The sequence below is a fragment of the Saccharopolyspora sp. SCSIO 74807 genome (assembly GCF_037023755.1).
In the GTDB taxonomy this organism is placed as follows: domain Bacteria; phylum Actinomycetota; class Actinomycetes; order Mycobacteriales; family Pseudonocardiaceae; genus Saccharopolyspora_C; species Saccharopolyspora_C galaxeae.
This window is the reverse complement of sequence record NZ_CP146100.1, coordinates 1,019,736-1,032,562: the sequence shown is the minus strand read 5'-3', so window position 1 is coordinate 1,032,562 and position 12,827 is coordinate 1,019,736. Positions and strand designations below refer to the sequence as shown.

Below are 12,827 nucleotides of genomic sequence, written 5' to 3'. Positions count from 1 at the left end.
CCTATGGGGCGGGCTCGCTGTTAGCTTACAAATGGCGATGAAATGGCGATGCGATCTTGAACCGGCTCGCCACCGCCGGTTTCTAGGGTGTCTCGCAGGCGCGGGAACCATATCATGAGTTGGGCGCGCTCGGCGGCCGTCAACGCCGCCAGGGAGGCCGCCCATCGGGCTTCCAGTACGTCGAGGATCTGTTGTTCCATCTCCGGGGTCACGTGGTCGTAGACCCGGGCGATGCCCTTCATCTTCTGTCCGAGCCGGGCGCGGCGTGCCACCTCGGACACTCCGTCTTCGGTCAGCCAGGTGCTGTGGGTGTGCCGTCCTTCGTGGAAGGTGAACCACATCAGCACTGCCGGGACGTGATCCTCAGCCTGCGGGTCGTCCGGCTCGATGCCGTCCCAAGCCGGGCGCCAGTGACGCTGACGGAAGTTCGACCTCCGCAGGAGGTTCCCGTCGCGGGTGCAGAACAGGAACGGGTGGCGATGGGAGTCCATCAGCGCCTCGTAGAGCACGGCGATGCTTGGGGGAAGCAGGACGTCCCGGGTGCTGGCAGGGGTTTTTGTGCGTCCCTTCTTCCCCTTGCCCGGTCGTGAGGTCTTCCGCTTCGCGGGACTCGGGCCGCCGTCGGCGATGACGCCACCGGGACCGATGCGTCGGCCGCCTTTGAACAGCTTTCCTCCGATCTCCTTCAACGGTTCTTCGATCCGGATTGCCCGGCGCTCGCGGTTGTACTCGTGCCGCTGCTGACCGGCCAGCTCGCTCCAGCGCGCTCCGGTGTAGGCGTCCACCACGGCGAGGACGAAGCCCGCCGGACCAGCCGAGTGGTACAGCCGCATGGCCGCACGCAGCACCTGTACTGGGGTGGCCACGAGACGGTCCGGGGCGAACTCGCCCGAGGTCACCCGGATACCCGAGCACGGGTTGGCCGGGATGTACTGAGCACGGAAGGCCATGTTGAGGAACGTCGAGAACGTCGCGAACACCGACGACACGGTGGACTCCGCGTAGTCCTCGTGCAGCTCGGAGACCCACTTCTCGATCTCCAGGTAGCTGTTGAAGATCCCGATCAGCGGCCACGCGGACCACTGCGGCAGTAGCTGGTTGTTCAGATGGGACTGGTACTTCGCCAGCGTCGCCGCTTCCAGCCGGGGACCGATGGAGTCCAGCAGCTCCGACGCGAAGTCCTCAAACGGGGTGTCGCCTTTGCGGGGGTCGATCCACATGTGCCGGCGGATCAGGGCTTCCTGTTCGTTGCCCCAGTCCTCGGCGGCCTTTTCGGAGGTGAAGCCGGACTTGCTGCCCCAGGTTCCGTCGGGGCGCTTGTACCGGGCACGCCAGCCATCACCCTGGGCATCGCCCAGTCGTTGACCGTAGGCCATGACCACTTCCTTTCTTGCTCTTGCTCTCTTTCGTGAAGCCGCCCCGGCTGGTGCCGGGGCGGACATTTGTGTGGGCGCGGTGCCCGGGTCAGGCCGCCCGGAACCCTCTCCGTTGCGGCATGGGAGTTTTCCTGGCGAGCCGTACGATTTCTGCGGCGTCGTCGCGGCTGAAGCGGTAGTGCTTGCCGAACCTGCGGTGCGGGATGAGCCCGGCCGCGGCCTGCTCTTTCAATGTGCGTGGCGAAAGCCGCAGGAGGTCTCCGAGCTGTTCGGCGGTGAGCAACGCATCGGGGTCGTGCGGAGCGTGTTCGGCCAGCGTGCGGGCGGCGTCGGCCAGTTCACGAGCTGCCGAGGCAAGTTCGGCTGCTGCCGAGACCGTGTCAGCATCCGCAGCAGTGGCATCGGTGAGCGGATCGTGTGTGCTCATGCGACAGCCCCCTCAACCCCGTCGCAGGCGCCTTCGGCCAGGATTGGGAGGACTGCGTTGAGATGCCGTCCCGTCGACCATGCGGCGTGCAGAGACTGGTGATCGCTCGGCTGAGGAGCGCGACTCATTTCGTCCTCACCTCGTGTGATCGTCGGCTGGTCACACATGCCGAAGCTGCCGGGTCGCCCAAGGCCCGGGGCGGCATCGCGGCGGGAAGCGTAACGCCGGCGGACGGGAGCGAGTCGTGACTGCCGTGTCACACACCACTGCACGGCGTTTCGGTCACGCCGTCGTACTGGAGGAAAGCCCGCGTTGCTGGCGGCGCAGAACTGGTTCTTACGCAACGTTGGCTCCTGGATTTGTTTCGTCGGTGACCTCGATACGCCTGCTTTGCTGCCGAAGTCGCCGCAGGAAAATGTCGTGGTAATCCGCCCGCAGGTCGATTCCCTGGAACGACCGGCCCAGTTGTCGGGCGGAGAGGCCAGTGGTTCCTGCTCCGGAGAAGGGGTCGAGGACGCGGCCTTTTTCAGGGCAGCCGACCGCGATACATCGCTGCGGAAGGTCAATTGGAAACGGAGCGCAGTGCGCGTCCGGCAGCGGTCGCGTGGAGATCGACCAGACGTCGCCGACGTTCTTGCCAGCTCCCCGCGGGTGCCACGGGGATCGGACCGTGTGCGGCTTATTTCCCCCGCGGTGGTTCTTCCGATACCCCGGACGGTTCTGCGACAACGGTTCGAGCGCGCGGGTTGCGTCGAAGTAGTAGTCCGGCTGCTTCACCAAGAGGAAAACCATCTCGTAGCGCGAGGAGAACCGATCCGATGCCGGGTCCGGTATGCCGTTGGGCTTGTGCCAGACCATCGCGTTGCGAATGATCCACCCGTCTTGTTGCAAAGCGAGAGCCGCCCGCCACGGAATCCCCAAGAGACTTTTGTGCCGAACGACCGAAGGAGCCTCTTCGGTCGTGATTTTGCGCGTGCTGCCCGTGCCGCTGTTGTGGTAGCTGAAACCATCTCGAAGATTGAGCCAGTACGTACCCCGTGGGGTCAGGAGGCGCCAGACTTCCGCACTCACCTCCCGGAGGCGATCGACGTAATCATCGATCGTCGGCTCCAGGCCGTATTGCCGATCGTGCGCACGAGCGCCGCACTTCCTGCAGTGCTTGTTAATGCTCGAACGAGGCCACCAGTGCGTACGTTTCCTGGTGGTCCGGCGTTGATGGGGTGTTGTTCCCAAGGTGTGTCGGCACTCGGGGTTTCCGCCGATCCAGACCGCGGTTCCGTAATCGCGCAGTCCCCAGTGAGGCGGAGAGGTGACGACACAGTCCACCGAAGCGTTGGGAAGCGATGCCATGATCTGAAGTGCGTCGCCAATATGCATTTCGATGGTCTCGTCACGATAGTAGAGCCTATTCACGCGGCACCTCGCTGAGGAGTTTCACGACGTGCGGTTGTGGGGAGGCGGAAAACGAGCACGTCAAGATGAGCCGAGATGGCTGTGGTGCGGCCGTGGATATCGGTGCTTTCCGGGAGGCGCCCCGCGCGGCTGACGATTCTCGGGCGCACCCGGTTTCCTCGAATGGGTGCGGTCAGAGCGATGCAGTGGTCGGCGGGCGCGAGGCCGATCGCGGCAGCGGCGTCGCCGACTTTGCCGGGTAGGTCGAGCAGGCTGCCGTGGCGGCGCCAGGGGCGGCAGGTGATCACGATGTGCCCGCCGGGCCAGACCCAGTCGGCGACGGCGTCCAGGTCCTCATACAGCCCGACCAGCACCCGGCTGGGGTCGCTGGCCGGGGTGTGCCGCAGGCCGGTGAGTACGAGGTCGACGGCGCCGGGCAGTTCGGCGGTGCGGGGGTCGTCGACGCTGTCCAGCAGGGTCGCGGTGCCGACCGGGCCGGCGAGGCGGGCGAGGTCCAGGTTGGCCTCCAGGGCGGATTCCCACCGGGGCTCGGTGGGCAGGCCGAGCACGTCCCGGCCCGCCCGGAGGGCTTCGGCCAGGACCAGTCCCGGTCCCGGGTTCGGGTCGCAGACGGTGTCGCCGGGAGCGGTGTAAGTGGTGATGATCTGCCGCGCGACGTCCGGGGTCAGTGCGGTGTCGGCGCGGGTGGCTCCGACGTGCCGGTCCGCGATCTGCCGGGCTGGGGTGGTGCTGCCGGTGTCCCAGACGCTGCCGGGGCGCAGGAGGGTCTTAGGCATGGCGAACCTCCGGGGACAGGGTCGAGCGGCGGAAGACGCTGGCGGTGGTGTGGATGCGGCGGTGGCCGCCGAGGGCGATCGCTCGGAGGCTGCGCCGGGTCGCCGGCCGAGGGGGCGACGGGGGTTGGTGGGCCAGGATCAGCCGGTCGGTCAAGATCAATCCGGCCAAGGCTGCGGCACGCGACAACTGCCCCGAATGGCCGACTCGCGCTTCGCGCTGATCACTACTGTGCGTGAGTACGACGACGGTGCCGGCAGGGGCGAGCAGCGGTGTCCAGTCGTCCATCGCGAACGGGTCTGCGGGGTGGTCGGGCCAGCCCGCGATGATCAACTCGAAGCCGTCGAAACCCGGGCCGGGCGACTCGTCGAGCGGTTGCTGGTCGGTCGGGTTCGCGACCGGCTCGGCCGCGTCGCCGGGCCGCGGTCCGAGTCCGGACCCGGACCCCCGGGCGCCGGGCAGGCCCTCACCCGCCGTGGCGGACTCATGATCGCCGTGAGCGCGGTGGTCCGGCGTGGCGGTTGCGCCGCGGCCGAGTCGTAGGACGGACTCCACGAGCCGGTCCCGACGCGTCCGGCTCGAACCCGTCGCTGGGGCCTCGCCGTCGGCGAGCATGATCCGGTCGCCGGGCGCGGTGTAGGTCGTGGTGATCATCGAGACCGCGGCGGTGACGATCTCGTCGGCGTCCGCGGCGGGGTCGACGAGACACAGCCGCACCGTCGCCGACACCGGTGGGCCGGCGGGTTCACGGCGGGGGGCGCGAACCGACTCGACGCAGGGGTTCGGCGGGTGGCCGTCGGGGGTGTCAGGAGGCGGTACCTCCGGGAGCGGGAGGGCAGACATCGCGTGCTCCGGTGATCGGTCGGTCTTGCCAAGGACACCCCTGAAGTCCGCGAAAACGGCCCCGATCGGTCACCGCCGGGCCAAGATTTTTCTCGCCATCCCTCAACCGGAACTGACACCCAGCGTCACTGGCGTCTCCGGTTCCACCAAGATGCTTGTTGATCTCGTGATGAGGCGATGAAGATCGACAGTCGCGGCTGTTGGCAGGGCGCCAATGATCCCGCGGTGGTGCTGTTCAAGATCGCTCCGGAAATTTCTCAAGATCCTTTTTCTTGTTCCATTCCTCCGCTCAGTCGGAGTGACAGCAACGGAACAGCGTCTGACTAACGCCGCAGCGCACAGGCTTGCTGTCCCCTTGGAGCGCGATCTCTAAGTTGATCAAAAGATGATCTCCTTGTTCCGGAACAAGAAGATCATTTTAGTTTCGTCTTAGTACGGAACCGTGCGCTGCGCTGTTCCTCGCCTGGCCCTCTCGGCGGCGTCATCAACCGCCGTTCGAGAGGAGCCGAGCAATGGCTCTCCCTATCCACTGCGAGCACGAAGAGTGGCCGGGCTACCCGCTGGATGCCGCCCGTGAAGCCTTCGGGTGGCTGACCGCAGGGGACCACCCGGTGGCTGTGGACGGCCGCCTGTTCGACCACCTTCCCGACCGGATCATCCCGGTCGACGAACTCCGAGACCTGCTGCTAGCCCACGGCTGCCCCCGCCGGGTGTGGGACCAGGTCTGGGCACACGTGATCAGCCGCGCCCGCGTCGAGGGCGGAACCTGGACGATCACCGCGGTCGGTCTGGCGCTGCCGATGCTGACCTCCCTGGCGGCCCGGCTGACCGAGCGCTACGCCGACGACCCCAGCGACATCCACGCCGAGGTGCTGCGCGGGTTCCTCGACGGGCTGCAGACCGTGGATCTCACCGAGGGGCGGATCACCATCCGGCTGCGGTGGGCCGCCTACCGCGCCGGGCACCGGGCACTGCTGGACGGGATGGACGGGCCGACCCCGAAGCCGCCGGGGTTCCACTCCAGCGAACCCAAGCCCCCGTCCGGGCATCCGGACTTGGTTCTGGCGCGGGCGGTCGAGGCTGGGGTCCTGACCCAGACCGAGGCCGAGCTGATCGGCGCGACCCGCCTGGAAGGCGTCGAGCTGGCTGACTGGCCACACCACCCCGGGCTGACCTACGAGGGACTGCGCAGCATTCGCCGCCGGGCCGAGAGCCGACTCGTTGCCTGGCTTACCGAGTCCGAAGCGAGCCCTGGCGACAGTGATCCGACCGGCGATACCGCCGCGGCACGACTGTCCCCCGACGAGCAGACCGAGGACTCAGTCCAGTCACAGAGCGTAGTGAAAAAAGTCGGCGGCCCAGCGACCGATCAGGCCCCGAATTCCGGACTTCAGGGACGCGGGTGAGCCCTACCCGCTTCGCGCTCCTGCCGCTTCGTACGCGCTGTCTGGAGGTCTCCCTGATGCACTTCTTGTCTGCCTCGTGCCCCTGCCGATGCGGTGGTCTCCGGCTGCTGATGATCGCCGGATTGGCCACCGCCGGCCTCCTGGCGATCTCGATGCCCGCGGTCGCCGAGACCACCCACGTCCTCGCGCTGGCCCGCACGATCGACGACGTCCTCAACAACATCCGCAACTGGATCATGGGTCTGCTCGCCCTGCTGGCCACGGTCTTCTTGACCATCGGCGGCGTCCGCTACGTGCTGGCCAACGGTGACCCAGGCGAGGTCGAGAAGGCCAAGCAGTCTTTCAAGTCCGCTGGGTTCGGCTACGCGCTCGCGGCGCTGGCGCCGCTGGTCGTAGAGATCCTGCGCGGAATCGTGGGGGCCTGATCCCATGCCGGCCACCGCGTATTCCACCCCAGGGGCGGGCCACCGCCTGGGCCGCGTGTGTACCGCGGTGGCCGCCCTACTCGTGCTCGTCGTGGCGGCGGGGCTGGCTTTCACCGGTGCCGCGAGCGCTCAGCCCGCCCCGCCACCACCTGCCGCCCCGTCCGCACCCGTTCCCGCGCCCCCTCCGCCGCCGTGCCAGGGGCCGAGCTGCATCCCCCAACCCGTTCCGGTGCCTCCGGGCAACCAGCCGCCCGGAAATCAATCGAGCCCCCATCAAGCTCCGGCCCAGGAGTCGTCGTGCGGGATCACTGACATTCCAGCGTGCGTATCGGATGCGATCGAGTCGTTCTTCCGCGATTTGGTCACGCCCGGTTTGAACAGCCTGCTGGACCTGCTCGCGAAGTCGCTGTTGGTGACTCCTCCGCTGGACCAACTGCCGGTCATGGGACAGATATGGGGCAGCTCGCAGCAGATCGTCATCGCGGTCTACGCGACGCTCATTCTGGTGGCCGGCATCATCGTCATGGCCCACGAAACACTGCAGACCCGGCATTCCATCAAGGAGATCCTTCCTCGGGTGATTGTCGGGTTCCTTGCGTCCAACCTGTCGCTGTTTTTCGGCGGCAAGGTGATCGAAATCGGTAACGCGCTCTCGCGTGCAGTCCTCGGCGATCAGTTGAGCCCGGAGGTGGCGGGTCGTGCGATGCGCGACACCTTGATGGACGACCTCGATGTAGGCGGAGTGTTCGTCATCTTTATCGCGCTCGCTCTCATTGTCATGCTCGTCGCGGTTCTGCTGACCTACATCGTCCGCATCACGCTGACCATCATTTTGCTCGCGGGCGCCCCGATCTTGCTCATGTGTCACGCGCTTCCGCAAACCGAAGGTATCGCGTTCTGGTGGTGGAAAGCCTTCGCCGGAGTGATGGCCATTCAAGTTGGTCAATCGCTCGCCTTGGTTGCGGCAATCAAGCTCTTCTTTTGGCCCGGCGGAATCACGCTGTTCAACTAACAACAAGGGGGAAGCGCTGTGATTCAGTTTCTGGTCGCACTCGCCTTGTGCTACGTCCTTATCAAGATTCCGTTCTGGATTCTTGGATCTCTGCGCGGCGGCGGAGGCCGTTCTCTGGTCGGCAGTCTCGTCCGAGGGTTCATCGCCTACAAGACTTTCGGTTTCCTCAAGGGGATGGGAGGTGGTGGCGGAAAGAGCCCTCGTTCCCGTGGGGGTCAGAAATCGGCCGAGCCGTCGGACCCGTATGCCACAACGCGGGCCACTTCCAACGGGCAGTACATGTTGCCGCTGAACGTCAAGAGAGTGCGGAAACCGACCCAACGGCGACCGGCGCCGCAACCGTCCTCGCGTTCTCGCCCAGCCCAGCAGGGTAAACAGTTGGAGCTTCCGTTGGATGGCGAATGGCCGGAGAACAAGCCCCGGCTCGGCCGGGACGGGCAATACCAGCTTCCGCTGAATGTGCAACGGCAACCCAAGCCGAAGTCGGCTCCGGAGCCTCCCCCGGAGCGGAAGTCCTCGACGGGACCGCGTGGCCGGCAGATGAAATTCCCGCTCGACGGGGAATGGCCGGAGAACAAACCACGAGTCGGCCGCGATGGGCAATACCGGCTGCCGATCGAGGCGCGGCGCGTGCGGCGACCCGCGCCACCCCCGGAGCCGCCGAAACCGACCCGGCCAGCAACGCGGGGGCGACAGACGAAGCTGCCCGCCGATGGCGAGTGGCCGGAGAACAAGCCTCGGGTGGGCCGGGACGGGCAGTACCAGCTCCCGCTGAACGTGCAGCGCACGCGGAAGCCACCCCGCAGTCAGCCCCAGGCACCCCCGCCTCCACCGCAGCGGCCGGGGCCGCGGCAGCAGGAGTTGCCGCTGAACCTCCCGAAACTCCAACCGCCCCGGCCCAGCACAAGAAGGAAAGGAGGTGATCCGCGGTGAGCGTGCGGATTCCCGCCGACGTCGATCGTGAGGACCGGATTCTGGCCGGCTTCACCGCCCGGCAGGTGGCCGTGATGGCGGTGACCGCACTGCTGCTTTACGGCGGTTGGCAAGCCGCCCGCGCCGTGATTCCGGTGATCGCCTACGTCGCCGTCGCGGTCCCGATCGGGGTCGCGGTGACCGCGCTGGTCGTGGTGCGCCGCGACGGCGTGACACTGGATCGACTGCTGCTGGCCGCCGTGCGGCAGCGTCTGCAACCGCGTCGACGGGTCGCGGCAGGGCAGGTCCCCGCCGAGGTGCCGGAGTGGTTGTCCGGGGTGGCCCACGGGCACGAAGCCGTCGCCGCAGGCGGGCTCGACCTGCCCGCCCACGGGGTCGCCGAAGCCGGCATCGTCGATCTCGGCGCCGACGGCGTGGCGCTGGTGGCCGCGTGTTCGACGGTGAACTTCGCGCTGCGCACGCCGGCCGAGCAGGAAGCGCTGACCGCAGCGTTCGGCCGGTACCTGCACAGCCTCGGCGCGAGCGTGCAGATCCTCGTCCGCGCCCAGCGGCTGGACCTGTCCGGCCAGATCGCGGAGCTGCGCGAGCGGGCGGCGGGGTTGCCGCACCCGGCGCTGGAGTCCGCCGCGCTCGATCACGCCGGCTACCTGGCCCAACTCGGAGCGCAGGCCGACCTTCTGCGCCGTCAGATCCTGTTGGTCGTCCGCGAACCGGTGCGCACCACCGGCCAGGACTCGTTGACCCGGCGCCGCCGCTTTGGTCGTCCGCGTAGCGGTAGTGATCAGCCGTCGGACGGAGCGCGCAAGGCGGCGGCCTCCCGGCTGCTGCGGCGGATGAGCGAGGCCACCGAACTGCTCTCGCCCGCGGGCATCAGCGTGACCCCGCTGGACGCCGCCCAAGCCACCGCCGTGCTGTCCACCGCCACCAATCCGGACAGTCCACTGCCGCCCTCGGCGGAGATGGCCGGCGCCGGCGAGGTCATCACCACTCCCATCGGCTCGGACTGGGACCTCGATACCGAGGAGGACTTCTCGTGATCACCACCAAGAAGCGTCGCCACCAACCCGCGGCGGCGAGCGCGTTCGCGCCGGACGCGATCGAGGTGCACCCGCGGCACCTGCAGATCGGCCAGGACTGGGTCGCCTCGTTCGCGGTCACCGGATACCCACGCGAAGTACACCCCGGATGGCTGCAGCCCCTTCTGACCTATCCGGGCCGGTTGGACGTGTCGCTGCACATCGAACCGATCGACCCGCGCATCGCGGCCGACCGGTTGCGCAAGCAGCTCGGCAAGCTCGAATCCGGCCGACGGCACTCCGCCGCCCACGGCCGGTTGCAGGACCCCGAGGTGGAGGCGGCCACCGAGGACGCCTACGACCTCTCCGACCGGCTCGCCCGCGGCGAAGGCCGCCTGTTCCGCCTGGGGCTGTACCTGACTGTGCACGCCGCCTCCGAGGACGAGTTGGTCGAGGAGATCGGCGCACTGCGCGCGTTGACCGCATCGCTGCTCATGGACGCCAAGCCCACCACCTACCGCAGCCTTCAGGGGTGGATCACGGCGTTGCCGATGGGCCTGGACCAGATCGGCATGACCCGTACCTTCGATACGGCGGCGTTGAGCGCGGCGTTCCCGTTCACCAGCCCGGACCTGCCGCCGCCGGATGTCACCTCCGCGTCGACCGCGGCCGGGGTGCTCTACGGCTGGAACCTCGGCTCCCAGGGACTGGTGCACTGGGACCGGTTCGCCTGCGAAAACTACAACTCGGTCATCCTCGGCCGCTCCGGAGCGGGCAAGTCGTACCTGGTCAAGCTCGAAGCGCTCCGCAGCCTGTACCGGGACGTGGAGATCGCCATTATCGATCCCGAGGACGAGTACGCTCGCCTGGCCGGCGCGGTCGGCGGGACCTATTTCCCGCTGGGTGCTGAGGGCATTCACCTCAATCCGCTGGATCTGCCGATCCATGTCCGTCCGGATGGGCGCCGCTCCGCACCCGCCGATGCGGTTACCCGCCGCAGTCTGTTCGTCCACACATTGTTGTCAGTCCTGTTTGGTCAGCCGTTGTCTGCGGACGAGCGGGCGGTGCTGGACCAGGCGGTCACCGCCACGTACCAGCAGGCTGGGATCACCGACGACGCCCGTACCTGGACGCGGCCCGCACCGCTGCTGTCCGACCTGCGCACCGTTCTCGCCCGCCTCGGCGGTGACACTGCGGGCGAACTGGCCGCTCGGTTGCAGCCGTTTACCGACGGCGCCTTCCGCGGTCTGTTCGACGGCCCCACGACTGCGCCGCCGGAGGGCCACTTGCTGGTGTTCTCGCTTCGGAACCTGCCCGACGAACTCAAACCCGTCGGCACCCTGCTCACCTTGGACGCGGTGTGGCGCCGGGTGTCCAACCCCGCCGTCCGTCGGCCAAGGCTGTGCGTGGTCGACGAAGCCTGGCTGCTTATGCAGCAGCAGGCCGGGGCCGAATTCCTGTGGCGCATGGCCAAATCCGCCCGCAAACACTGGGCCGGGCTCACCGTGGCTACCCAGGACGTCGGCGATGTCCTCGGCACGGATCTCGGCAAGGCCGTTATCGCCAACGCCGCCACCCAGATCCTGCTGCGCCAGGCACCTCAAGCCATCGACGACATTGTCCGCACCTTCGCGCTGTCGGAAGGCGAACGGCAGTTCCTGCTGTCAGCAGGTACAGGCCAGGGTTTGCTGTCGACGGGGACTCAGCGGGTCGCCCTGCAGGCCATCGCCTCCGACGGCGAGCACGAACTCATCACAACGGACCCTGCCGAACTGGCCTCGTTGTCCGAATCTTCCGACGAGGCAGGCGAACTCGCCGATATCGGCAGCTCACAAGACCTTCTTCTCGACTGAGGCTAGGAGGAATCTTCCGTGCCTTCACAGCTTGCCACCACAGTAGTCGACCAGGACACCTTCGGCTCGTTCCTGGACATCCTCGTCCACGACTTCCTCCCTGTCTTCGCGCTGGCGGCCGGATTGATGGCCGTGATCTGGGTTGCCTGCGCGGTGATCGTGATCGCTGGGTACCTCATCGGAGCTGCGGTCGTCTTCGGCCTACGTGCACGAGTCCACGCGTGCGTGCGGTACGTCCGTCGCCGGCGGGACGTCGAGTACGCCCAGCTCGTCACCGTCGACGCCGACGGCGCCCACACCAAGGTCGTCGACCTCGACGGCTACCGCCGACGCCGCCAGCACCGACGTTCCGACCGATTCCAGTCCGACGGCACGCCTCAGCCTCGCTGCGACGACGATCCAGCGTAAGCGCGCGAATGCCCCTTCGTCATCTGACGGTCCACTGTGGATCGTAAATAAGTTTCTTGAATTGTCCTTATTTCCACGGAGGACACGCATGTCTTCATCTGCCCACGGCCCGTCAGAGACTTCCTCTGCCGGGCGCCCGCGTCGGTTGCTGACTCAGAACCGGGAAATGCGCGCCATCGGCGTGCACAACTGGTCCCTGCCCGCCTGGGCCGGACGCCTGCCCGATGGCCGCACCTACAACACCTGCCCCAGCGCAGGGATTTGCCGCCACGTCTGCTACGCCCGCCACGGCACCTACACCTGGCCCGCGGTGCGGGCTAAGCACGAATCGAACCTGCGGTTCGTGCTCGACGACCTGCCCGGATGGGAACAGGCCATGCTCGCCGAGCTGGCCGCACCGAAATTCCGCGGTAGCTGGATCAGAATCCACGACTCAGGCGACTTCTTCAGTTCGCCCTATCTGGAGTCCTGGCTGCGCATCATGCGGGCGCGTCCGGACACCAATTTCTACGCCTACACCAAGGAAGTCCGGCTCTTCAAAGATGCGGTGGAACCGGACCCGCCCGACAACTTCCTGTGGGTCTACAGCTACGGCGGAACACAGGACGCGCTGCTGAACCCTGAGGTGGATCGAGTGGCCGATGTCTTCCCCGACGAAGACGCCATCGCCGAGGCGGGCTGGTCTTCCCAGGAAGCCTCGGACCTGCTCGCGGTACTCGGCCCCCACCTGGTCGGCGTTCCCGCGAACAACATCCCGCACTTCCTGAAGAAGCTGGCCGGGCGCCGGTTCTCGGAGTGGCAGGCCGAAGTCGATGCACACCGCCGCACTCGCGGAGACGCGGCAGTTCGTCCGATCACCAGTGCCCCATCGGCTCGCGGACGCATTGTCCCGGAGACCGACGAGCGTGCCGCGTGATCACACCGAGTATCGCGTCTTCTCT

Annotated in this window: 12 protein-coding genes; 7 read left to right on the top strand and 5 right to left on the bottom strand. The window is 67.2% G+C overall.

Features of this window, described 5'->3' with window-relative positions; all coding sequences use genetic code 11:
• Window positions 1-20: 20 nt before the first annotated feature.
• The 5 genes from V1457_RS04535 to V1457_RS04515 all read right to left on the bottom strand — a co-directional run bounded on the left by V1457_RS04535 (window position 21) and on the right by V1457_RS04515 (window position 4,707).
• Window positions 21-1,376, bottom strand: coding sequence for an integrase (locus tag V1457_RS04535; protein ID WP_338600642.1), 1,356 nt, complete (start codon window positions 1,374-1,376; stop codon window positions 21-23).
• A gap of 88 nt (window positions 1,377-1,464) precedes the next feature.
• A complete protein-coding gene (locus V1457_RS04530) occupies window positions 1,465-1,803 on the bottom strand; it encodes a helix-turn-helix domain-containing protein (protein ID WP_338600639.1) in 339 nt (112 codons plus the stop codon).
• A 336-nt stretch (window positions 1,804-2,139) separates the two neighbouring features.
• Window positions 2,140-3,216: a site-specific DNA-methyltransferase gene (locus tag V1457_RS04525; RefSeq protein ID WP_338600636.1), complete on the bottom strand. Its 1,077-nt coding sequence runs from the start codon at window positions 3,214-3,216 to the stop codon at window positions 2,140-2,142.
• Window positions 3,213-3,992 carry a DNA modification methylase gene (locus V1457_RS04520; RefSeq protein WP_338600633.1) on the bottom strand — a complete coding sequence of 260 codons (780 nt, stop codon included), beginning with the start codon at window positions 3,990-3,992 and terminating at the stop codon, window positions 3,213-3,215. Before V1457_RS04520 ends, V1457_RS04525 begins: the two co-directional genes overlap by 4 nt.
• Window positions 3,985-4,707, bottom strand: coding sequence for a hypothetical protein (locus V1457_RS04515; protein WP_338600630.1), 723 nt, complete (start codon window positions 4,705-4,707; stop codon window positions 3,985-3,987). Before V1457_RS04515 ends, V1457_RS04520 begins: the two co-directional genes overlap by 8 nt.
• 638 nt (window positions 4,708-5,345) lie before the next feature.
• Here V1457_RS04515 and V1457_RS04510 point away from each other — a divergent pair.
• The 7 genes from V1457_RS04510 (at window position 5,346) to V1457_RS04480 (ending at window position 12,802) form a co-directional block, all read left to right on the top strand.
• Window positions 5,346-6,239, top strand: coding sequence for a hypothetical protein (locus tag V1457_RS04510; protein WP_338600627.1), 894 nt, complete (start codon window positions 5,346-5,348; stop codon window positions 6,237-6,239).
• A gap of 56 nt (window positions 6,240-6,295) precedes the next feature.
• Window positions 6,296-6,664: a pilin gene (locus tag V1457_RS04505; protein WP_338600624.1), complete on the top strand. Its 369-nt coding sequence runs from the start codon at window positions 6,296-6,298 to the stop codon at window positions 6,662-6,664.
• A gap of 229 nt (window positions 6,665-6,893) precedes the next feature.
• Window positions 6,894-7,676, top strand: a complete 783-nt coding sequence (locus V1457_RS04500; protein ID WP_338600621.1) for a hypothetical protein — start codon at window positions 6,894-6,896, stop codon at window positions 7,674-7,676.
• 929 nt (window positions 7,677-8,605) lie between these two features.
• On the top strand, window positions 8,606-9,646 hold the full coding sequence (locus tag V1457_RS04495; RefSeq protein ID WP_338600618.1) for a PrgI family protein: 1,041 nt from the start codon (window positions 8,606-8,608) through the stop codon (window positions 9,644-9,646).
• The gene (locus tag V1457_RS04490) at window positions 9,643-11,478 is read left to right on the top strand and encodes a helicase HerA domain-containing protein (protein ID WP_338600615.1); all 1,836 of its coding nucleotides are present in this window, start codon (window positions 9,643-9,645) and stop codon (window positions 11,476-11,478) included. Before V1457_RS04495 ends, V1457_RS04490 begins: the two co-directional genes overlap by 4 nt.
• Window positions 11,479-11,496: 18 nt before the next feature.
• A complete protein-coding gene (locus V1457_RS04485) occupies window positions 11,497-11,886 on the top strand; it encodes a hypothetical protein (RefSeq protein WP_338595425.1) in 390 nt (129 codons plus the stop codon).
• 88 nt (window positions 11,887-11,974) lie between these two features.
• Window positions 11,975-12,802 carry a GP88 family protein gene (locus V1457_RS04480; RefSeq protein ID WP_338595426.1) on the top strand — a complete coding sequence of 276 codons (828 nt, stop codon included), beginning with the start codon at window positions 11,975-11,977 and terminating at the stop codon, window positions 12,800-12,802.
• Window positions 12,803-12,827: the final 25 nt, after the last annotated feature.

What these genes read in the sequence shown, in the direction of transcription:
- V1457_RS04535 (WP_338600642.1), bottom strand. Translation starts at nt 1,376, where the DNA reads ATGGCCTACGGTCAACGACTGGGCGATGCCCAGGGTGATGGCTGGCGT.
- V1457_RS04530 (WP_338600639.1), bottom strand. Translation starts at nt 1,803, where the DNA reads ATGAGCACACACGATCCGCTCACCGATGCCACTGCTGCGGATGCTGAC.
- V1457_RS04520 (WP_338600633.1), bottom strand. Translation starts at nt 3,992, where the DNA reads ATGCCTAAGACCCTCCTGCGCCCCGGCAGCGTCTGGGACACCGGCAGC.
- V1457_RS04510 (WP_338600627.1), top strand. Translation starts at nt 5,346, where the DNA reads ATGGCTCTCCCTATCCACTGCGAGCACGAAGAGTGGCCGGGCTACCCG.
- V1457_RS04505 (WP_338600624.1), top strand. Translation starts at nt 6,296, where the DNA reads ATGCACTTCTTGTCTGCCTCGTGCCCCTGCCGATGCGGTGGTCTCCGG.
- V1457_RS04480 (WP_338595426.1), top strand. Translation starts at nt 11,975, where the DNA reads ATGTCTTCATCTGCCCACGGCCCGTCAGAGACTTCCTCTGCCGGGCGC.